The organism is Cytobacillus sp. Bac17 (assembly GCF_024519925.1).
GTDB lineage: Bacteria > Bacillota > Bacilli > Bacillales > Cytobacillaceae > Cytobacillus > Cytobacillus pseudoceanisediminis.
Window position 1 is genome coordinate 113,848 of sequence record NZ_JALJRC010000011.1, and the last position, 21,625, is coordinate 135,472.

15 protein-coding genes are annotated in these 21,625 nt (G+C 39.6%); 5 read left to right on the plus strand and 10 right to left on the minus strand.

Annotated elements, in window-relative coordinates; all coding sequences use genetic code 11:
• Window positions 1-174 precede the first annotated feature (174 nt).
• The gene (locus NR125_RS29930) at window positions 175-1,092 is read right to left on the minus strand and encodes an anthrax toxin lethal factor-related metalloendopeptidase (RefSeq protein WP_050807796.1); all 918 of its coding nucleotides are present in this window, start codon (window positions 1,090-1,092) and stop codon (window positions 175-177) included.
• Between the two features lie 20 nt (window positions 1,093-1,112).
• Window positions 1,113-2,345, minus strand: coding sequence for a CAP domain-containing protein (locus NR125_RS14960; protein ID WP_232292474.1), 1,233 nt, complete (start codon window positions 2,343-2,345; stop codon window positions 1,113-1,115).
• 146 nt (window positions 2,346-2,491) lie between these two features.
• On the opposite strand from NR125_RS14960, the gene NR125_RS14965 reads away from it, so the two are divergent.
• The 3 genes from NR125_RS14965 (at window position 2,492) to NR125_RS14975 (ending at window position 7,708) form a co-directional block, all read left to right on the plus strand.
• Entirely contained in the window at window positions 2,492-3,952 is a 1,461-nt protein-coding gene (locus NR125_RS14965) for an MBOAT family O-acyltransferase (protein ID WP_009332010.1), read from the plus strand.
• A 10-nt stretch (window positions 3,953-3,962) separates the two neighbouring features.
• Entirely contained in the window at window positions 3,963-5,534 is a 1,572-nt protein-coding gene (locus NR125_RS14970; RefSeq protein ID WP_009332011.1) for a hypothetical protein, read from the plus strand.
• A 101-nt stretch (window positions 5,535-5,635) separates the two neighbouring features.
• Entirely contained in the window at window positions 5,636-7,708 is a 2,073-nt protein-coding gene (locus NR125_RS14975; protein ID WP_009332012.1) for an NHL repeat-containing protein, read from the plus strand.
• Between the two features lie 42 nt (window positions 7,709-7,750).
• Here NR125_RS14975 and NR125_RS14980 read toward each other — a convergent pair whose 3' ends face one another.
• From NR125_RS14980 to NR125_RS14990, 3 genes are all read right to left on the minus strand, one after another.
• Complete coding sequence (locus NR125_RS14980) at window positions 7,751-11,275, minus strand: S8 family peptidase (protein WP_009332013.1); 3,525 nt, start codon at window positions 11,273-11,275, stop codon at window positions 7,751-7,753.
• A gap of 142 nt (window positions 11,276-11,417) precedes the next feature.
• On the minus strand, window positions 11,418-13,331 hold the full coding sequence (locus tag NR125_RS14985) for a M14 family zinc carboxypeptidase (RefSeq protein WP_256815607.1): 1,914 nt from the start codon (window positions 13,329-13,331) through the stop codon (window positions 11,418-11,420).
• A 146-nt stretch (window positions 13,332-13,477) separates the two neighbouring features.
• Window positions 13,478-14,362 carry a helix-turn-helix domain-containing protein gene (locus NR125_RS14990; RefSeq protein ID WP_009332015.1) on the minus strand — a complete coding sequence of 295 codons (885 nt, stop codon included), beginning with the start codon at window positions 14,360-14,362 and terminating at the stop codon, window positions 13,478-13,480.
• Window positions 14,363-14,542: 180 nt separating this feature from the next.
• Here NR125_RS14990 and NR125_RS14995 point away from each other — a divergent pair, with 180 nt between their 5' ends.
• Together NR125_RS14995 and NR125_RS15000 are read left to right on the plus strand one after the other, a co-directional pair.
• Window positions 14,543-14,671, plus strand: coding sequence for a hypothetical protein (locus tag NR125_RS14995; RefSeq protein ID WP_256815608.1), 129 nt, complete (start codon window positions 14,543-14,545; stop codon window positions 14,669-14,671).
• A 335-nt stretch (window positions 14,672-15,006) separates the two neighbouring features.
• Window positions 15,007-15,324 carry a hypothetical protein gene (locus NR125_RS15000; protein ID WP_009332016.1) on the plus strand — a complete coding sequence of 106 codons (318 nt, stop codon included), beginning with the start codon at window positions 15,007-15,009 and terminating at the stop codon, window positions 15,322-15,324.
• 33 nt (window positions 15,325-15,357) lie between these two features.
• Here the strand turns inward: NR125_RS15000 and NR125_RS15005 are convergent, their stop codons facing one another.
• The 5 genes from NR125_RS15005 to NR125_RS15025 form a co-directional block, all read right to left on the minus strand.
• Window positions 15,358-16,251 (minus strand): helix-turn-helix domain-containing protein, encoded by an 894-nt coding sequence (locus NR125_RS15005; RefSeq protein WP_009332017.1) that lies wholly within the window; start codon window positions 16,249-16,251, stop codon window positions 15,358-15,360.
• 466 nt (window positions 16,252-16,717) lie between these two features.
• Window positions 16,718-17,923, minus strand: a complete 1,206-nt coding sequence (locus tag NR125_RS15010; RefSeq protein WP_251156725.1) for an efflux RND transporter periplasmic adaptor subunit — start codon at window positions 17,921-17,923, stop codon at window positions 16,718-16,720.
• A 13-nt stretch (window positions 17,924-17,936) separates the two neighbouring features.
• The gene (locus NR125_RS15015; protein WP_009332019.1) at window positions 17,937-18,599 is read right to left on the minus strand and encodes a hypothetical protein; all 663 of its coding nucleotides are present in this window, start codon (window positions 18,597-18,599) and stop codon (window positions 17,937-17,939) included.
• 172 nt (window positions 18,600-18,771) lie between these two features.
• A complete protein-coding gene (locus NR125_RS15020; RefSeq protein ID WP_009332020.1) occupies window positions 18,772-19,566 on the minus strand; it encodes a DUF4309 domain-containing protein in 795 nt (264 codons plus the stop codon).
• A 139-nt stretch (window positions 19,567-19,705) separates the two neighbouring features.
• A complete protein-coding gene (locus tag NR125_RS15025; RefSeq protein ID WP_256815609.1) occupies window positions 19,706-21,559 on the minus strand; it encodes a bifunctional metallophosphatase/5'-nucleotidase in 1,854 nt (617 codons plus the stop codon).
• Window positions 21,560-21,625 lie beyond the last annotated feature (66 nt).

The window sequence follows — 21,625 nt, forward strand, 5'->3', positions numbered from 1 at the left end:
TATGTACTATTTTCACAATAAGTCTATTATACGACAAAATACCAAGTATTTTCCTATTATTCTACAAAAAAGATATAATGGTATAATTTACCTAAATTAATTCTCCACCCGCTTTATTTAATCGCGGAGAAAAAATTGAAACATAAAAAGCCTTGCCCGTCCGGACAAGACTAATTACTGCAAGTTTTCAATAAACACCGCTGTTAATGGGGCTTTTCGTTTAAGTGTTTTTTTCGTTTCTTCATTTAAATAAAACATAGCAAAGGTTTCCGAGAAATATTCTTCAGGATAATTCTTATAATAAGAATTATCGCCAAATAGAAGCGCCTTCTCTTTACCCCAGATTTCTTTGAAACTTTGTGCAGAAGATAAATTGTTATAAATAAGGCTATCAATTGTATGTGCTACCTCATGCAGTTCAAGGTTGCTGGAGCTGTGGCCATTGCCAGGCTCACTATATCCAATCCGGATGGCCACAATGTCAGCTCCGCCAATGCCGGGAACATCATCCCAGGTTCTATTTGTTCCCTCCCATCCCCTTGGCACTTGTCCTTTCAAATAGGAGAACTCCGGAAGATTGGTGATTGGGGAGGCTGTCAATTTAATCTTTACTCCTTTTTCTTTTAATTTCCCTAATAGAGAAATAGGTATTTTGCTGATTCTGCTTTTTATTTTTGACACCTCGGAGTCTTGCTCATAGCCTTTATCAACAATAATAAGCTGATTCACAAGCCCTTCCTGTTCTGAATAGGACTTCTGCAGTTCTGCCAGCTTAGTCTTTGAAGGGGTCTCATACAAGACCCTGTCTTTCATATTGGTAATGTAATAAGATCCGCCAACCCTGAACTGCTGGCGTTCAGGAACATAGCCATACACCCTGTATTTATCTTTTGGGTATAAAATCCGCACAAACTTTAGACCGCTGCTTTCCAGGCGCCACAAATTAATAGGTTTTGTGACGGTTACCCGGCCTATTTGCCCCTTTACTAACTCCGCCCCATCCCAATACACCTTAGCAAAACTGTCTTTTGGGAATGCAAAAATAAACAAAGCAGAAAATAGAAGGAACACTATAAATCTTCTATTTCTCATTGGCAGGCACTTCCTTCAATTTAATAAGGAGTAAAGAAATTTTGTGTATAATACGGGACTGCTGTTTCCTTTTGGAACTGAACCCCTGCCCCTAAATGAGTGTATTGGGCATTCAGGATGTTTTTACGGTGACCAGCTGAATTCATTAGAGCTTCATGGGCAAAGATGCTGCTTGAATAGCCCATTGCAATGTTTTCTCCGGCATATAAATAATGGATCCCTTCCTTTTCCATCCGTTGAAACGGGCTTTCGTTTCTAAGATTCATATGATCGAAGAAATCATGTTCAGCCATATCCAAACTATGTTTTCTTGAAGAGCTTTGGGCAGCAGAATTCCAGGTGACAGGTGCAAGTCCATTATCTGCCCTTGCCGCATTAACCAGGTCAAACATTTGCATTTCCAGGCTTTGCTGAAGGGCTGAACTTGGCACACCATAGTGGCTTTTCTTCCTGTTTTCCAGTTTCTCTGAAATCATTTGAATACCTGTAACATTACCTCTCTTATGAATATCATAGAAAACGGTAATGTATGAATTTTTTTTGTAAAATGTCTGCTGCCTATCATTATTGACAGTTACATAATTTACATTGTTTTTATTGATCCACTTACTTGGCGTTCCCAATGCTGAAGATACCCGTGATTTTGACGAGCCTTTAAAGACGCCAAAACTATAAAGCCTCTGGCTGTTGGAATAAATAAATTCTGCCCTATTATCAAGATAGCCTACTATATAAAAGTTCCGGTATTGATTATGATAGGTGTGCCAGGAGATACCATATTCACCAAGTGATATCCGCTTTTCCTTTCCCAGTTTTGTCTCAATGGACGATTTGCTGTCGCCTATTTTAATAGAGGCGCTGATAATTTCCTGGGATTCCTTTTTACATGCAAGAGCTCTCTTTTTTTCAGCAGAAGGGGTTTCGTATTTGATTTTGGCATCCCGATTCACATACATCCCCCCGCCAACACTGAGCATATTAGGCTTAAAGGCATATATTCTATAAGTTCCGCCTGTTTTCAAAGTCTTCTGCGGGATTTTTTTATCACCTGATAGTTTATAGAGAGGTGTATCCTTCAATACTGTTAATCTGCCAATCTGTCCGGATTTCAGTTCAGCTCCATCCCACCAGACTGTTTGGATTCCTCTTGCACCTTCACAGCTTTCTGCTGCACTTGCTGCAGAAAAAGGAGGAATATAGATGAAGATGGCAATCAGGATAGTGACAGCTCCCAATACCTTGTTCCTTTTCAAGATACTCCCTCCAATTCAAAATAATTCTTATTCCCATTCTAGTAGATTTACGGCAAACAGTATAGTAAAAGTTGGGGTCCTTCCACCGGCTTCTTCCATGATATAATGGGGACTGCACGAACATTTTGGAACAGGTGGAGAATACATTGATTTTTAATTCCTATGAATTTATTTTCGCTTTTTTGCCTGCTGTTTGGATTGGCTATTTTTTGCTGAATAAATGGCAGCTTTTCTTTGTAAGAAATGTCTGGCTTGTTATCAGCTCTTTATTTTTTTACAGCTGGTGGAATCCCGTTTATCTCCCATTAATTTTAGCTTCTATGCTGATTAATTATTATATTGGAACATTGCTTGGAAAGACCAGCAGCCAGCCGCGGGCAAAACTGCTTTTGACTGCAGGCATAACTGCCAATCTTGCAGCTTTGGGCTACTATAAATATTATGATTTTTTCATAGAAAATCTTAATGCCTTGTTAAGCACAGATTTTAATTTATTGCATCTTGCTTTGCCGCTTGCCATCAGCTTTTTTACATTTCAGCAGATCGCCTACCTTGTTGATGCTTACCGCAAAGAGACAAAGGAATATGATTTCTGGAAATATGCATTGTTTGTCAGCTTTTTTCCCCAATTAATTGCGGGGCCAATTGTTCACCATAATGAAATGATGCCTCAGTTCTCCAGGGAAAAAGCACAGAGAAATTTTCATTACGAAAATTTTGCTAAAGGAATCTTCATCTTTTCAATTGGGCTATTTAAGAAAGTGGTTATTGCTGATACTTTTGCCGGGTGGGCTTCAGCAGGCTTTGATCAGGCAGAAGCATTAACTTTTATCGAAGCCTGGATTGTGTCATTATCCTATACATTCCAGCTTTACTTTGATTTCAGCGGCTATACCGATATGGCCATGGGAGCAGCACTTTTATTTAATATCCGGCTTCCGCTTAACTTTAACTCACCATATAAAGCTGTTAATATTCAGGATTTCTGGAAACGGTGGCATATGACACTGACCCGCTTTTTAACCCAATACTTGTACATCCCTCTTGGCGGTAATCGCAAGGGAATTCCCAGAACCTATGTGAATGTTTTTCTTGTTTTTTTCGTCAGCGGTTTATGGCACGGTGCCGGATGGACATTTGTCCTCTGGGGAATCTTGCATGGTGCTGCATCAATGCTGAACCGCTTGTGGCAGCAGCTTGGCTTTAAAATGAATAAATTCCTAGGCTGGTTTATCACCTTTCAGTTTGTCAATTTTGCCTGGGTATTTTTTAGAGCACAAACTTGGGAAGATGCAGAAAAAGTTTTAAAAGGCATGATTGGAATGAGCGGTTTCGCATGGCCAGAGCAGCTCACATCCCTTTTTTCGCCGGCTTCCGTTCAGGCAGTGGAAATACTCTCTATTAACGCTGTAACTGATACATCCCTTTTGTACATGCTTGCCTTACTGGGAGCTGCATTCGCAATCACCTTATGGGCCAGAAACTCAGTAAGAATGATGAATCAGCTAAAGCCCTCCTGGTTTTCTGCGTTTTTCATTTGTGCATTGCTGCTGATTTCCTTCTTTAGCATGACAAGAGTCAGCGAGTTCTTATATTTTAATTTTTAGGTGGTTAATCATGAACGTTTATAAAAAATGGCTTTTAAAAGTTCTGGCTGCTTTTTTGATTTTAGGATGCCTATTCGCCATGCCGATAGCTGTGTTTAATTACACTGCAGATCCTTTATGGCTTTTCCAGCATAAAAACGAATGGAATGATGTGCAGCAGGGTTTTAATGAAAGGCAGCAGAAAGTAAATAAATTAAAGTATGGGGAAGAAGAGTATGACGCCCTATTATTGGGAAGCAGCCGATCTACTTATATAAACCAGCATGATTTTGAAGATTTGAAAGTTTTCAACTTTGCCGTGAGCTCTATGTATGTGGAGGAGTATAAAGGGTATATAGACTACGCCAAAGAAATAAACGGAAAGCCTTTTGAATATATCTTCCTTGGATTGGACTTTTTCGCTACAAATAAATACCGAGAGCTTGCCGAAGAAAAACCGGAGTTCTACACAGAACAGGCTGACAGCTATCTTTACAGAATCAAGTCTACTGCGTCCTTTGATACTTTGAAAAAATCTATATCTGTCTATCAATCATCGAAAAAGAATAAGCCTGTATTCATAGATCATAGGTTCTATAATCGTGAAAATGTGGCTTTGCCTTTTCCGGTGGACGACGAATTGAGACAAGCCAGAATTGAAACGAATATCTATCAATTTTTTCAAAATAACGAACCCTATGAATATGATCCTAAAGTGATTGAGATGCTGAATCAGCTTAAAGCCGAAAATCCGAAAACCAAATTTATTGTCTACACGACACCCGTTACATTTCCCCGTTTGGTCATAGAAATGCAGAATGAGGAATACCTGCAAGGTTACGAGCATTGGCTTATGGACCTGACAGAAACCTTTGGAACGGTTCATCATTTTATGAATGTAAATGAAATGACAAGGCACCTGCCAAATTTCATTGACTCCCATCATTTCACTCCGGATGCTGGGACAAAAATAGTCAATTCAATCTGGAATGAAAGAAGCAAATACTCAGGTTTCGGAGTAACTCTAAATAAAGATAATGCCGAAGCTGAAGTTGCAAAGATTAAGAAGGAAATTAAAGAAGCCGAAACAGAAGCCTACGACTATCTTGCTCCCATTGGTCTGGAGCCATCCTATTCTTTTGTCCCGCCAAATACCGAGCCGTTCTCAGCTGAAAAGTGGCAGAACCAGGTTTTTCCGATGAAATTGCTGGGAAAAAAGGGTGAATTCCAGGTAACTGAAGGAAGCACCGGAGGGATGGCTTTAAAACCAATGAGTGAAAATCAAGTAAACCAGAATGCGATACAAGCAGGATTCAGCCTTAATGACATGGATATTCCCGCTTCTGAAGAGGTTACTTTTATCGTTTCTCTGAAAGGTAAAACATCCAATCCAGGCGATGTGCAATTATTTATTCAGGATCAGGTAAACGGCAAATGGGAAAGGACAGCATATAATACCATTCCTGCTGAAGACACATCCCGTTCATTTAAAGTGTCGAAAACAATCAGAAAAGGCGCCGAAAATGTTATGGTTGGAATCCATTGGAAGAATGCAGATTCAGAGGATCAATGGATACAGATAGATGCTGCTGATATTTACTAGCGAGAAGAGCCATGCTCCCAACAGAGGAGATGGCTCTTTTCATTAATGGATAATTATAGTAATGTAGGAAGTGATTACTATAAGAGTTTTTGGGGGAAAATATGAATCTATCTAAATTTAAAATCAATTACATTCTAGCCGCATCTCTCATTAGCACACCCGTTTTCTTTTCAGGTGCAGCATATGCAGAAGATCAAATCGATCAGGAGGAGAGTATTGAATTGGATGACAGTCAAACACCTTCTCAAGAAGAAACAGATCCGTCACAATTGCTAAAAGAAGAATTAAACCCGATTATTGAAAAGATTGGACCCCAGGTATTCCACGGGACTGCCCTGGCTGCGGCATATGGGAAATTACCTGACAGCAAACCCTATATGTATATCATCCAGCATGGAACGCCATCAGCTTTGTCAATCGTCAATTTGACCACAGGAAAAACAGAAAAGACATACACACTTGAGAATTCCACAAGCGCTTGGGGTATTGATGTCGATGCTGATCAAAACGTTTGGGTCGGAGGAACATCAGGCGGACATATCTACAAGTATGATCCCTCTTCGAAAAAACTAACCGACTATGGCAATAAACTGAAGCACAGCCGTGATACCTCAATTCAGGACCTGCACGCCTCTGGAGGAAGAATATATGGTTCCACAGCTTATAATGGAACTGTGTTTTCCTATATACCTGAATCAGGTGAAAGAAAGGATTATGGCCAAATTATAAGAGGCAAAGAATTTGCAAAAAGTGTTTACTTTGATGAAGAACAAGATAGTATTTTCATGGGTATCGGATCAAAGGCAGAGCTTATACGCTATAATATCCGCACGAAAATCAGGGATCGCTTCCTGCCGTGGGAGTATCGGCTGGAAAAATACGTATCGGATATTCAAGTAGCTGATGAATATTTATTTGCCAAACTGGATCCAAGCCCGAAGGTTCTAGTTTTTAATAAGAACACATTGGAATTGCTTGATGAATTTGATTCGACTTCTAAAACCGTTTCTGTAAAATCACCAGCAGAAAAAGCTGTTTATTATACAAACAACGAGGAGCTATATGCTTATTATTACAAAACCCGGGAAACTGTGAAAATGGATGTTCCCCTGAAAGGCATGAACGTAATAAATTTGGACTTTGTTGAAATTGGAACAGAGGATTACCCGGGGTTCACGCTGACGGGATTATTGAGCAATAATGGTGATTATTTCACCTACAACCTAGAGACCCGGAAATTTGAACTGCATCAAGCAAAACTTGCTCCTCTTCCGGTAACTTTATATACAATGGCAGAGACTCCTGAAAGAGATAAGATCATTATTAATGGCTATATGTCAGGCGGGCTGGGTCTTTTTGACATTGCAAGCGGCGAGACAAAGGAAGTGAAAGGCATCAGCCAGGTCGAATCTATGGCTTATTTAAATAACAAGCTATATTTCGGAGCCTATCCAAAAGCCAGAATCCTCGAATATGATCTGACAAAACCGTTTGAAGGCAATAATATAAATGAAATTGCCCGTTATAAAGACATTGGCCAAGAAAGGCCAACTGCCATGCTTGGGATTGATGAAACCAATCAGCTGTTCATAGGCACTTATCCTGAAACAAGTACGGGCGGAGGACTGCTGTCTGTATATAATCCTGAAACAAAAGAAACCGTAAATTATGAAAACTATATAGAAAATCAAAGCATCATTTCCCTTGTACAAGCCCAGGATTATGTTTATGGAGGTACTTCAGTGTATGCCAACCATGAGCGTGCAAAGAACAATGCTGTATTTTTCCGTTTTCCTTCTGATTCTCCTTCAGAAAAAGAGGAGATTAACATCCCAATAAAAGCGGCGATGATTAATGCATTAACGTATTACGGAGAAAACTATATCTTCGGAATGGCAGACGGAAAACTGTTCAAATATGATATCGATTCCGGTCAAACCAAGCAAGTAATGATCGTTCCAGCCATTTCCGGCCGTTTTAAAAATGCGAATCTGCAATTTGGCAAGGATCAGCAGCTCTATGGAACAGTAGAAGGCGTATTATTTAAAGCAGATCCGAAAACACTGGAAGTAACACTGATTAAAAAAGAAGGTGCACATGATTTAGCCATCGGCCAGAATGGCCATATTTACTTCAGGAATGAAGCTGACATGTGGAAATACGAACCTAAATAGAAAGAAAATGCCCTGCCTAAACAATAAGGCAGGGCATTTTTTCTATTGCAGGTTAACTTTCAGACTATAAGGGTCCAGTGTAGAGCCGCCGAATGTGTCACGGACTTTGATATGGTAGACTCCTTTTTTCAGGTTAAAGTACAGCACTTCTCCATCCCCTTCAGGGTAGTAGTCTGCTTTAGCCAACTCATTGCCATCTTTATAGAGAGTCACAATCCCATCAATTTCAGTTCCGGCATTAAATACAATGTTTCCTTTTGTTTGTTTATCAATTTTTAATTCATACCAATCTTCATCACCGTTCGGTACACCTGCATTAAGATGTCCAGAGGCAGTTAATAGCTTGCTGCCGGATTTCTTCAGCATCAGCGGCTTAGAAGGTTTGTTCTTCTTCACCACAGATCCCTTATCCTCATCATTTTGGTTAACTGGCGCAACAGTCAATTCATAAGGAAGCAGGGATAATGGAATATTCCCATCGAAATAGCCGGAGGCAATAATAATATAGTTTTTATTTTTCTCTGCTTTAAATGATCCATAAGTCGCCCCGCTGTCAATTCCCTTTTCGATATACTGGATTCGATCGAATTCCTCCGGATCCAGCTTGCGGTTTTTATTTGCATCCTCTGCAATGACCACTATTCCATAGAACGGGCTCAACAATTCCTTAGGATATTTCGCTTTCCATTTGGCATCAACACTTTTTCTTTTCATTGATGCACCATAAATATTTGATGATTTACTTTCCAGATAGAAAACATCCTGATCAAAAGGCATTGCCAGGTTTCCTTCAATTTTGGCTGAAGGAAGATTTTTTATTTTCTCAAGACTATCATTATCTTCATATGGATCCTGAGGATCTTCCATCACCATCTTGGCACTGAAGCTGTATGGATCGAAAGATGTTGAACCAGTGTAGTAATCTGCGCCTGCCTTAATATAGTAGCTCTCTCCAGCTTTCAAACCCGTAAGCATGGATGCATCCAGCTTCATGCTTACCCAGTCAGATTGCATATTGGTTCCAATCTGATCCAAATAAGCATACGTATTACCTTCTATATCCGTTTCTTCTTTAATGCGGTAAATTTCCATTAAAGGAACCTGGCCTTTTTGATCGTCGAACCTAAATTCATAGATTCCTGTTTCAGCCGGCACAACACTAAACCAGTCTTCATCTTCTAATGACTGGATATAGCCCTCACCCTTTCCATCCATTTCAAAAGGCTGAGCACCATCCTTAAGAATTTCCAGGAAATCTGGTTCTGAACCGGCATCTTCTTCAGCAGCTTCCTCTATTGCCTCTTCCATCTCTTCAAATGCACTGCGCTGTTTTTCAAGGCTATTTACGTTCATTTCTTTTTCAGCTGCTTCCTCGTCCATCATATAAGGGAATATATCTTCATCTGCCGGCAATGTCTTTCCATTAACCTGCAGCTTGTATGGAATCAGGGAAGGTTCAGGGTTTTGCTCTTCTTCAAGCAGATCAAAGTTCAACATGAAGTCGTACATGCCAAAGTAATATTGATCGATTTTATTTGATACTTTTATGATATATGGAATTTCCGGCATAGCTGTAAAGGAAAGTGTTTCCCCTTCACTTTTACCGCCTCTGTTTGCGTAGAAAGCTGGCTCAATAGGGTATTTTCCATAAAACATCTCTTCAAGAAGCACCTTTTTCTCTTCCTCCGGAATCTCTTCCATATCAGGAGGAAGAATTTCATCCCCCATATATACACTTATGCTTGTATCGGCGCCCGGCAATTTAGATAAATCGATTTTCACCGCCTGCTCCTCTTTAACAGTGAATTGATAAAAGTCATCATCGCCATCTTGTCCAGTTAATAGCTCCTTCCCATATGAGTAAGGCAATTCAATATTATTCATATTGTGAAGTGTATTCTCATCCTTTTCAATGCTTGAAGCTTTTTCAATGGAAAGGCTGAATTTAGATTGCCCTCTGCCCGAATCATCAAAGCTGCCATTCACATCTTTGACGCCAAATGCAAGCGTTCCTGAAAACGGAACTTCAAACAGCTTTCCTTCCTCAAGCCCCTCTCTGACTTTATTTATATCCAGTTCCACTTTGCCTTCATCGGAAACTAAATATAATTTCAGCTTATAATCAAACTCCTTTGCGCCGGTTAGAACAAATTGAACAAAATCACCTTTCACGACATCTGCTTTATACCATTTTTCCTGAAATGGGGCTGTAATTGCTCCATTAACTGTCTGCTTCTTTTCAAGGCTTACAGCTTCCGCTTTTTCAAAAATTTCTTTTTCAGACCATTTTCCTTTTGTTAGCGCAGGCAGCTTCTTAATATCATATTGCATAGCTGCGGCCGGATTAAGCAGACCGTTTCCATATACTACATCAAATCCCTTATCACCAAGATCCTCCGCTGTATGCTCCAATATATATTCGATCTGAATCGGAGTCAGGTTAGGATGCCTGGATAGCAGCAAGGATGCTGCTCCAGCTACCATTGGCGAAGCCATGGACGTTCCGCTCATTTTACGGAAGCTCGATTTTTTTTCGTATTCATACATAGTGCTGTAGACATCTTCACCAGGCGCTACAATATCAACGGAAGTGCCATATGTAGATAAAGTCCCCAGCTTTTTGCTGCTGTTAATATTTCCAACACTGATGACGCCTTCATAGGCAGCCGGATAGCTAAGCGAATCATCCCCTGTATTGCCGGCAGCTGCCACCACTGTCACATTCTTCTCAGCAGCCTTTTTGAGTGCTTCTTCAATCAGAGGGGATTTCATTGGTCCTCCGAGACTCATATTGATTACTTTTGCACCTTTTTCAACTGCATAGAGAATCCCCTGTGCAATAACATAGTCTGACGCTCCCCATCCCCTGTCAAAAACATCAATCGGAAGAATTTTAGCATTTGGATTAACACCATAGCCGCCAATGCCGTTATTTTTATTGGCTGCAACAATCCCAGCCACATGGGTGCCATGATAATCAGGGGTGCCAGGGCTCATAGGATTGACAGCATTATAGCTCGGGAGCAGTCTTCCCTTTAAATCAGGATGGTTAACATCCACGCCCTGATCGATCACTGCAACCGTTACAGGATTTTTCCCTGCCAGTTTTTGTGCTTTTTCAAGCTGAAGGAGTTCGTTTTGATATTGTTCCTTCGCTTTTGGATCCGGTAATGAAAGCGGCTTGTAATTGACGCTTGGATAAGCAGATACAACTCCGTTCAGTTTTTTGTAATTGGTTAATACTTTGTTGAACTGATTTTTATTCCGTACTTTAACGACCGCATAATTTAAATTGGAGAACTGTTTAATCAATGTTCCCCCTGCCATTCTGTGCTGCTGCTGAGTGAGTGGCTTTTTAAACTTAACCACCAGAGTATCTCCGCTTAATGCAGACTCTTTTGATTGATCCAGCTTTTTTTGCAATGACGGCTGGTCAATCTGCAGTGCCGAAATGCTTGGCAGCTCTTTTCCGCTTTCTGCGTATACACCTGATGCTCCCAGCAGCGACCCGGCAGCAATACCAATCCCTGCTGCAAGACTAATAGATTTTTTCAGCCAGCTTTCCATTCCCTTCCTCCTCATAACTGTAAAATAATATTTTCTATCATAATATTACTATCATTTTCAATTAATAGAAAGTTTTACCATATTAAATAATTCGACAAAAAAAGAGGCGGGTTTTTTTTAAAACCCACCTCTAATTAATGACTTATAACTGCTCTTCAGATTCTGGCACTGCTTCAGTTTGTGAAGTTTCAGCTTCTGTTTCACCTGTTTGTATAGTGCCTGCCTCAGGGTCTTTCATCTCTGATGGCGCTTCTAATTCAGTATTAACAGCTGGATCCACTTCTTGTGTGCTGCCTTCCTGCTCTTGAACCTGCTCCTCTTCCGGCTGTTCCTCTTCCGGCTTTAAGGCTTCGTACTCTTTCATGATTTCCTGCTTTATTGCTGCAAGCACTGCTTCAAAGCCAGGCAATTCACGATATCTGCCCGGATACAGCTTGTTGCCTGCCTCTTTAATTTCAGCAGAACGTCTTTCAAGCCTATTTAACTCTGCCAATTGGCTTTCAACTAGATCAAGCTTGCCGTCACCAATGTTAATCTGAATTTCCTCCATCAGCATGTATCTGGAAATCTCGTAAATAACTGTCTCTTTCGTAATTTTTGCAGGCAGTACATACTTTTCAGCTGCAATATCACGAACATGGGGACCATAAAGTTTATTAATGAACAGCTCTGCCTTCTTAATCTGGTATGAAAACTTATGATAAGCTTCCACTGTGTGTTCATCCAGAATCCCTTCATCTATCAATTTAATTAACTCTGAGTTCATCGCTGTCAGCTGTGCACCGGTTTTTTCTGTATCAATAAAGACAGCTGCCCGGGTTTTATGATCATATGCCTCCTGCAATACTCCCTTTAAACGGTTTTGATCGCTTTGAGGTATGCCTTTCAGTAATGTTTCAGCTGCAGCAATACTTTTAGCTGCGTTCTGGTAGACTTTTGCAAAATCTGTATCCACTTTAAAATCAATAACACTTTTTATATTTCCAGAATAATAGGATCGCAGCTTTCTCGATTTCGCTACAGCATCATTCGTCTGGTTAGTCGCCTGAGTAACTTTTGAACCCGATTTTGCCTGGCTTAAGCTATAGCCAATGCCTGCTGCATAAAGCCCTACACCCTGATTTTGCTTCCAGATAGTTTGAAACTCTGAAAGCGGCAAGCTTGTTTCACCTGCATACCTGCCAATTTCCGGGGTGAATCCAGGAAGCTTATATGTATCGGTGAACCAATCAGTAAAACCGCCGCCGGATGGTCTTGCACCCGGGTACACCAGGCTATAGCCCGTCATTTTCCCTATTGTCTTGGCATATTGATGATCACGGTCGTATAAAGCACCTGTCTGATGGAATTTCCAATAAAGAATTTGGCCGCTTGAATGGTACGCAACAGAGGATGCAGGCTTAATCTCATTCACAAATTTAATAATCGCCTTTACTTCAGAAGCCGCCTGCGGCTGAGGTCCTTTATAGTTCTTGTAATATGGCTTTCCTGGATTGCTCTTAATATTCGCCCAGTCAGCAGGATACTGGCGATTCAAATCGATTCCTTTTCCATTTGCTTTCCAGCGTTTAAAATCCTTGCTTCCTGCATTCATTTTGATTAATCCAGCATGCGCACTCGAAGGAAATGCTTTTAATCCGAATTGCTGCAGTGTCACACCATCCGGATTAACCATCGGCACAAACCACATGGTGGTTCTGTTCAGATGAGTCCTTACATCCGCCCCCGCTATTGTCCGGCCGCTCTTATAGGCTAAAGCATACTGTTCGAGCATATACATATTCAAAGTAGTAGTCATCCATTCCCTGGCATGATGGGACCCATTAATAAATATGTTTGTTTGCCCTTTCCCAAGTGATACGGCATAAATATTCCTTCCATATTCACTTTTCCCGATAACTTTATATGTAATAAGATCTGGGTATTGCTTAGCAAGCTCGACAATATCAGCCTGCATTTTTTCATAAGTATAAACTTCGGCTGGATTCACAGCAGCCGCTTCCGCCCGATGTTCCAAATGGACCAACCCAGCTAGAACAAACAATATAGTAAACATTAATCTGCAAAAACTTTTCATCTCTTCCTCCTAATATTTTGTACATCTATTAATATACTATGCAGGAGGACAAGCTGGGAGAAAATTCAGCAATTTCTTTTAAATATCTATGAAAAATAAAATACCTGCCCCGCTTCGGAACAGGCTTAAGCAAAGGTCTGCCATTTTTGAATTTTACTATTAATAAAGTTTACGTACTTTTCGTCTTCCTGGAGTTCAAAAATAATCAGCGATTTTTGCATGCATTCTCTTGCTTTCTGTAACTTGCCCTGAATTTCATAGTTATAGCCAATATGATAATGAAGTTCCCCCAGCAGATACAGGTTATCTTTTTCAATGCACCATCTAACGGCTTCCCTGCAATATTTGATTGAATCATTATATTTTTCCAGCCGTGTGAGAGATCTCGCAATATTATAATAGAGTCTGCACAATAAGGTATGGTCATTAATAAAAGGGAGCTGATGAAGATATTCCTTTGCTTCAAAATACACTTTAAGCGATTTTTTATACTCCTTTTCTTCAAAATAAACAGATCCGATACTCAGCAAAACCTCTATTTCCCGTTCAGACCAAACCTTGTCGGTATAATGAGTTAATGCTATGGCTTTTGTAAGGGTGTCAATCGCTGATTTAGAATCCTTATGGAGCATATACTGGCAAATTCCTTTATGCCATAAAAGGACCTGAAAATTTTTATTGTTTTGCTGAAATAATGGATTCTTCTCTTCCGTTTTTACGATTTGTTCCATTTCCTTGTAATTTGAGTTCCTTCTGGCTAAGGTTAATTGCCTTAAGACCTCCTGGACATAGTCCAAACGGGGCGTTGTGCCAATGTCAAAAAAATAATTCACATCGACACCAAGGCGTTCAGAAATTAAGTATAAAGTAGATGCATAAGGATACACATCCCCCTTCTCAATTTTGCTGATCTGTGCCTGTGTGCATATACCCTTAGCAAGTTCTCCCTGTGATAAGTTCATTAGCTTTCTAAGCTCCCTGATTCTTTGGCCAATAGCGGAGAAATTCATCCTTTTCACCCCTTTCATGTAAATATGCCTAGAGTTATATTTTTATCATTTATAAACAGGAAAAAGGATATAAGACAAAGTATACTGGTAAAATTAAAAAAATATACGAAAAATGCTTCAGGATTATTTATGGTTTAATATAGTTAGTTCCTTAATTTTAAAAAGCTAGGAGGAATTTTCATGAAAAAACGTTTATTGGTCATGATGGCTGTATTCACTTTTGTATTTGGAGCTGCAGGCATTACTTTTGCTGCCGGAAATAACGGCGGTGGCGGAGTAACAACTCAAGAGCTTCCAACTATATTCTAATTTCCACTGCATACCTGTTAGGATTTCAAAGGGCTTAACCCTTGTCTTATTAATCTCAAATTGGGGCACTTCATCTGAAGTGTCTATTTTTTTGCAATAAAAACCTGCTTACTGCTCAAATTCAACAAGCAAACATAAATTCCCTTCTTTTACAGGTTGAAGGGGGCCATTTTATTCTTTCAGGAATATTCCTATAGTTATAATTTTATATGAAAACCTTACTTTTTCATAATAAATATTCATTCCACTATCTAATTCACCTTTAGATTTCAATCAGCAAAAGGAACTATTTTTGTTATGATAAGGGCATAAAGATGCAGGGAGGGTGAAAGGGTATGGATCTTGATATGAAAATCCAGCCAAAGTTTATCGAGAACGAAAGTGCGATCATTTTTTCATTCTACTTTAGAAACGCATCAATGAAAGTTGGAGAAGCGGTTATCTATACTTGTGAAGAAGAACAAAATGAAGAATTGGCAAGAATGGTTTATAACAACCATGAAGAATTAACAGAACTTAATGCTAACGCAAAGAGAAAAATGGCGTATGTAACTGAACTAACCATACCAGAAGGATTTAAAAACCAGTCGTTTACTAAAATAAAAGAGTTTCTAAAAATCATCGGCATCAACACATGTGTGTACCAGCATTGATGACAAAGGATACCTGATGTTTGCAGATGAGCATCAGGTATTTTTTATGAGATTTTCTTCCTTCCACTTGATTAACTTGCCATTAATATAATCCGAATATTTATGATCCTTCTGAAGGTCAAAAATCAGCAAGGCTTTTTTCATATAATCTTGAGCTGAATAAAAATCTTCCTGGAGTTCAAAATTATAACCAATATGGTAGTGAAGCTCGCCAACTAAAAAGAGGTTATCTTTTTCGATGCTCCATTCAATGCCCTCCATACACAATTCTGTTGATTTTTCATATAGTCCTTTTCGAGTGAAGGTCCTGGCCATATTATAGAGAAGCTTTACTTTTACAATATAATCACGGAAATCGGGGAGTTTTTCCATCTCTTTATAGACCATTTCATATATCCGAATAGCTTCATCAAGCTGATTATTCTCGAAGCAGACAATTCCTTTGCTTAAGAGAATCTCCATCTCCTGTTCGGTCCAAACTTTTTTATTAGTTAAAGACAGAGCTTTATCAAGGGTCTCCAGAGAACGCTCGAAGTCAGAATGAACGTGATAAAGACTTATCCCCTTGTGCCAAATGAGCAGCTGCAAGTATTTCGGGTTTTGATAAAAAAGCGGATTCCTTTCTTCCATTTCCACTATCTCTTCCATTTCTTTATATCTGAAATTCCGCCTTGCAATTTTCAGCTGTCTGGCCACTTCTTCCACATAATCCAGCCTCGGTGTTAAGCCAATATTGAAGAAATAATTCACGTCAATGCCCAGTTTTTGAGATATTAAAAAAAGGGTTGATGCACATGGAATCACTTCTCCATTCTCCAGTTTACTGATCTGCGCCTGCGTACAGATATCTTCTGCCAGCTCCTTTTGAGTGATTCTTTGTATTCTGCGCAGTTCCTTTATCTTATCTCCTATAACAGAAAAATCCAATGTTTCCACTCTCCAAAAAATATTCCAATTATTATATTTTTATTATAAAAGCTTATGTAGTCTATTAAAAGATATATAATTAACTAAAAATCGGACCTTAGAGGAAATCCAGCCTTTTTTATAATATGTTTTAATAGGCTTATGAGTATTTAATACTTACGGAAGTTCGTCACTTTACGAACATCATCCAATTCTCCAATTTATTGCCGTCCGGGTATACTGGACGGTCTTTTTTTTGCTAGTGCGGGTATAGGGGGCTCTATTTGCAGAATAACGCAGTTTATTTGCAAAAATTCCGTTCTATTTGCAAGTTCCCCCTGCTTATTTGCAATTTCTCTAACTCTATTTGCAGGATTTCTAATTTTATTTGCACAGTTTATATTTACGATCATTACGAGACCAGGTCTAACATGTGCAAAACCAAATGAAAAGCCCGAGCATCGGCCCAGGCTTTTCACAATACTATTTATCTGGTGACAAACCCTTTTAAAATGTACTTCCATTTGGTCTTGTTTTTCAGGCTGCTGATTTCCTTTTTACTTAAATGTTTCGTTTTGAAGGATGTTGCTGCAGCTGTTCCGTCAAAGTCTTTATGGATGCCTTTATCCTTCACAATCCATTCACCTTTTTCCAGGCCATCTTTAATTTCTGTTTTCCCATTCACTTGCAGGCCGCTCTTTATTTGTCTTCTCTCAAGCTTCCCTGCAGTTGAAATCACCCATACATATGATGCATCTTTCTCTTTTTTAATCACCTTGGAGGGAATTGTTACAGCCCCTTCAATCTCATCGGTGACAACCTCGATATGGACAGGCGTGCCTTTTAAAATCTCTGTTGCGTCCTCATTTAACTGAACCGAGAAGGGATAAGCACTTTCCTTATCAAGGGAAGCTCCGCTCTTTGGAAGAGATGCCAGATTAATAATGCTGCCCTCTCCTTTAAAGCCTTTTGCTGAAACCAGGACTTTCATGCCGATGGATGTTTGCATTCTCTCATCTAATGTTAGTTCCCCGTTTACCAGGGAAGAATCTGAAGTGATGGTAATGATCGGATTATCAAGGGAACGGTCAATCTCACTGATAGTACCTGAGAAATTGCTCTGCACGGTTACACTGCCTGGCTGATCTTCCAAGTAACCCAGCTGATTTTCAGTCATTTCCAGCTCACGTTCCAGCAGGCTGACTTGAAGCTCCTTTTCGTGTATGTCCCTATCTAAGCTGGAAGTGACCGTTGCTTCACTGCCTTTCTCTTCTTCATCAAAAATAAGTGTTCTTTTATATGTTTCTAAATCATCAATATGATCTTCTAAATCATCTATCTGGTTTTCCAGTTTTTCCGCTTCCGAATTCAGCCTTTCTTTCTCAGCTTCAAGGTCTTCCGGCTGATATTCAAACAAACCTGTTCCCGGAGTAATGCTGTCTCCCTCTTTAACCAAAAACTGATTAAATACCCCTTGCCGCTCATCATAATAGACCTGATATTCTTCCGCAGGAGCAACTACACCCTTTTTGGCAAAAGAATCTATTAGATTCTCTTTCGATACGGACTGCCATTTATTTATGTATGCTGCCTTTTCCACTTTGCTGTCTGGCTTTAATGCCAGATAAAGATTTGCGGCTATAAAGATCCCTATACATGCAACCAGGATTCTAAGTACCCAAGCTCTTTTCACAATAACACCGCCATTATATAAGTTTTTCAAATTCAAGGTAGTAAATGGTAGATGTCATGATCCATCCAACCAGGTTGACAATTATCACGATCAGCAGGATCCACTTTGGACTTCGCGGCGAAAATGCCTTAAGGTTCGTATATTGGAAGAATATGACCCATACTTGAAAAAGAGTGATGGTGCCAGCGAGGTGAATAAGCAAACGGCTATCTGTCAAATATTGCGTCATTACACCGAAACTGAAAGGTGAGGACACCCTATCAAGCCCAAAGCTAATCTGAAGAACAAGAGTCAGGCCTTTTTCTATTAATAAAACAGCTAAAACAAAAAGCTGCATAACTAGCAATTTCACAAATTCTGTATCCATTAAGGTCCAATAAAAAATGGCTGGGATAAAGAATATCAGCAGAGTAAAAACGATTCCCCATACTATTTTCCCAATGCCTACGAATAGCTTCTTCGTTTCCAATTCTTCATTGGATACATTTGAAATTTCATTAGATACAATATCCATGCCATATCCTGTATAAGCTGCCGCCAGATAAATAATGGCTCCAGCAGCCAAGAGCAGCAGGAATCTTATATAAAGCCCGGTGATTTTCTCTGCTTTTGCCAATTGATAAAGATAGGTATTTGGATAGAGGATCCCTTTTATAAGCTGCACATGGTATAACATTGCTGTTCCTCCGTTATTGAACTTTCTTTTATTATATAAGAGATTGTAATAATTGCCAGTATAGAGTCGAAATTTCTAGAAATTAGTCAATTGCTCACAAGCAAAAGAAAAAGTGCCGCTCAAGGCACTTTTAAAATAAATATAGAATATTTCTGATGCTCCGTTAAATAAACTACTTTTGCTGCACCAGATGTATATATATTAATCTTTCTTTGCCCTCAGTTCCGCTGAAAACAAAGTTTATTAAATTATTCCCCGTTTTATAGACAAGATTCCATGTTCCGTCTTTCTCAGAATATTCTTCTCTATAGATAGAAGCGCTTCCCAGCCTGTTTTTTACATACAGGGGTGAAATATCGGACACAGAGTCAACTAAATACTTTGAAGATAATAACTCTTTCCCGTCCGGCAACACAGTAAAATATACATGCTTCTTACCGTACTGATAATACCTTGAGCCTTCAAACAGACCTTCCTCATATGGCTCTCCCAATTTCTCCTTCACTTCGTCAATCGTATTTTTCTTAATAATAAAATCCTGCCCTTTTAGCTTCCCGTTCACCGCATCTGTAAGAAGGTCTGATTTAATCATAACCAAATCAGCCATTTGCCTTTTCTTTATGGCCGAAGGAGTTTTGTAAAAAATATCTGAAGAGTTCTTTATATAAACACCTGCTCCTACGCCATAATAATAGACACCATCGATGATTTCATAGGAATAAACCCGATATGTATTACCTTTCTTTAGAGTGCCTGACAGCTTGAGGTCCCCGTGGCTTTCTTTCATTAGCCTGCCTGTATCTTTAAGAATAGTAACCTTGCCAATTTGGCCTTCTACTAATCTGGCATTATCCCATATAACCGATGGCCTTGTATCATTGGAAGCTGCTGAGACTTCATCAGACCCTCCCATAATCCCAAAAAATCCTGAAGCAATAAGGAAACTTGAAATCAAAACTTTTTTCATTAATACCACCCTTTCATTACTTATATTTCAATAATATTACAAAATTGTTACAAACAAAACCCTTATTCTGTAAAATAGGTATAAATTACTGTATAAAAACAGGGAAAGCTGCCTGTCAAATTGGCAGCTTTCCCTATTTTTATTTTCCATTCAATTCTTCAAGCTTCTTTTTAGATGGAGTTTCGTACTTCACATACCCTTTCATGTTGGTGATGTAATGTCCAGATCCAACTCCATACTGGCCAAAGTAATTAGAGTCATAGTTGTAGACACGGTAAACCTGCCCAGGCTTTAAAACACGAACAAGCTGAAGCTTATTGTCAGCTGTGCGCTTCCAAAGGTTAATAGGTTTTTGAACCGTAATGCGTCCAATTTGGCCTTTGTTCATCAATGCTCCATCCCAATAAACTTTACGAGCCGGCTTATTGCCGCCTTCTTCAGGTTCCTCCGGAGTTTTTGCTGTAATACGGCCTTCAGCTTTTGTATTTACAGTGCCGATTTTTTGAATATATGCGATCAGCGCTTCGTCTAGTGCTGGGAATTCATTGACAATCGCACTGTCTTTGAAAGATGTATACTCATCCCCGCCGCTTGCCATGAAATCATTCGTTGCAACGAGATATTCTTTGTTCATCTCTACCGGAGCACCTTTGATTTTCATGTCCTGCACTCGACTTCCAGCTGCTTTGGATGCATCAATGACAAATGTTAAACCGGAAACATGCGGGAATGCCCCTTTTGCATCAGGGTACGCATTCACACCATTTTCAATTCCTGCTTTAATTTGAGCACCTGTAAGCTTTTTAGTAACAATATAGTTTCCAAAAGGCAGGACTGTAATAACATCGCCTTTTGTAATTTCACCTTCACCGATTGACGCACGAATTCCGCCGCCATTGGTAATGGCCATATCAGCACCCGTCATGTCCACCATGGCATCGGTAATTAAGTTTCCGAGATTTGTTTCTCCTGCACGAACTTGTTCACGTTCCCCATCTAGTTTTACAGCCGTTTTGCCAATGACCTCCGACAGAATTTCTTCTTGAGCTGTTTGAATTTCATCGATTACTTCTTTAACCGCCGGATCCTCTTCTATTGCTGCAGTTTGTTCTTTGGTAATTAAGCCAGCTGTTGTGCTCTTGAGTTCATTATTCTCAAATGTCAGTTCCACAACGCCAAGATTTTTCGTATATTCACCAGCACTTACAATCAGTGTATCATTTTCACCCTTTAAGCCTTCTACCAGGGTAGAATGGCTATGCCCATCGACAATCAGGTCAATGCCAGGTGCACCCTTTGCTACCTTAATGGAAGTATCCGTACTGGACTCATCGATCCCTAAATGAGTCACCGCAATAATCATATCAACCTTTTGAGCTTTCAATTCCGCAACCATTGCCTGAGCTTCTTTTACCGGATCAGTAAAAGATAGACCTTCAACATTTTTAGGATGAGTTTTATAATGAGTCTCCGGTGTGGATAGCCCAAAGATTCCTAATTTCAATCCGTCTACTTCTTTAATTTCATATGGCTTCAGAAGCTGATTGCCATCCTGCTTGCGAACATTCGCGCTTAAAAGCGGGAACAGCATTTTGTCTTTCAGTTCCATTAATCTTTCATAGCCATAGTTAAAATCATGGTTTCCGGCAGCCATTCCATCATAGCCAACTTTATTCATAACATTGACAATGCTTTCTCCTTTGCTTAGTGTGGCAAAGGTGGTCCCGTGCAGTGTATCACCTGCATCTAAAAGCAATGTATTTGGGTTTTTACTTTCATATTGCTTTACAAGAGTTGAAAGCTTTGCAAACCCCATTCCATCAAATTCGCCTTCAATCGCACGGCCGTGGGAATCATTCGTATGCAGAATGGTAATCTTTTTAGTGTTGGCATCCGTATTCCCTTCTGCCTTCACAGCAAATGCCCCGCTGAATCCAGATGAAATAACCATGGCGGATACCAGGGCAATATAGCCTTTTTTCAGAAATCTCATTATAAACCTCCTAAAATTAAAGTTTATTATTACAGGGATATTATATATTAAAAATATTAAGATTTG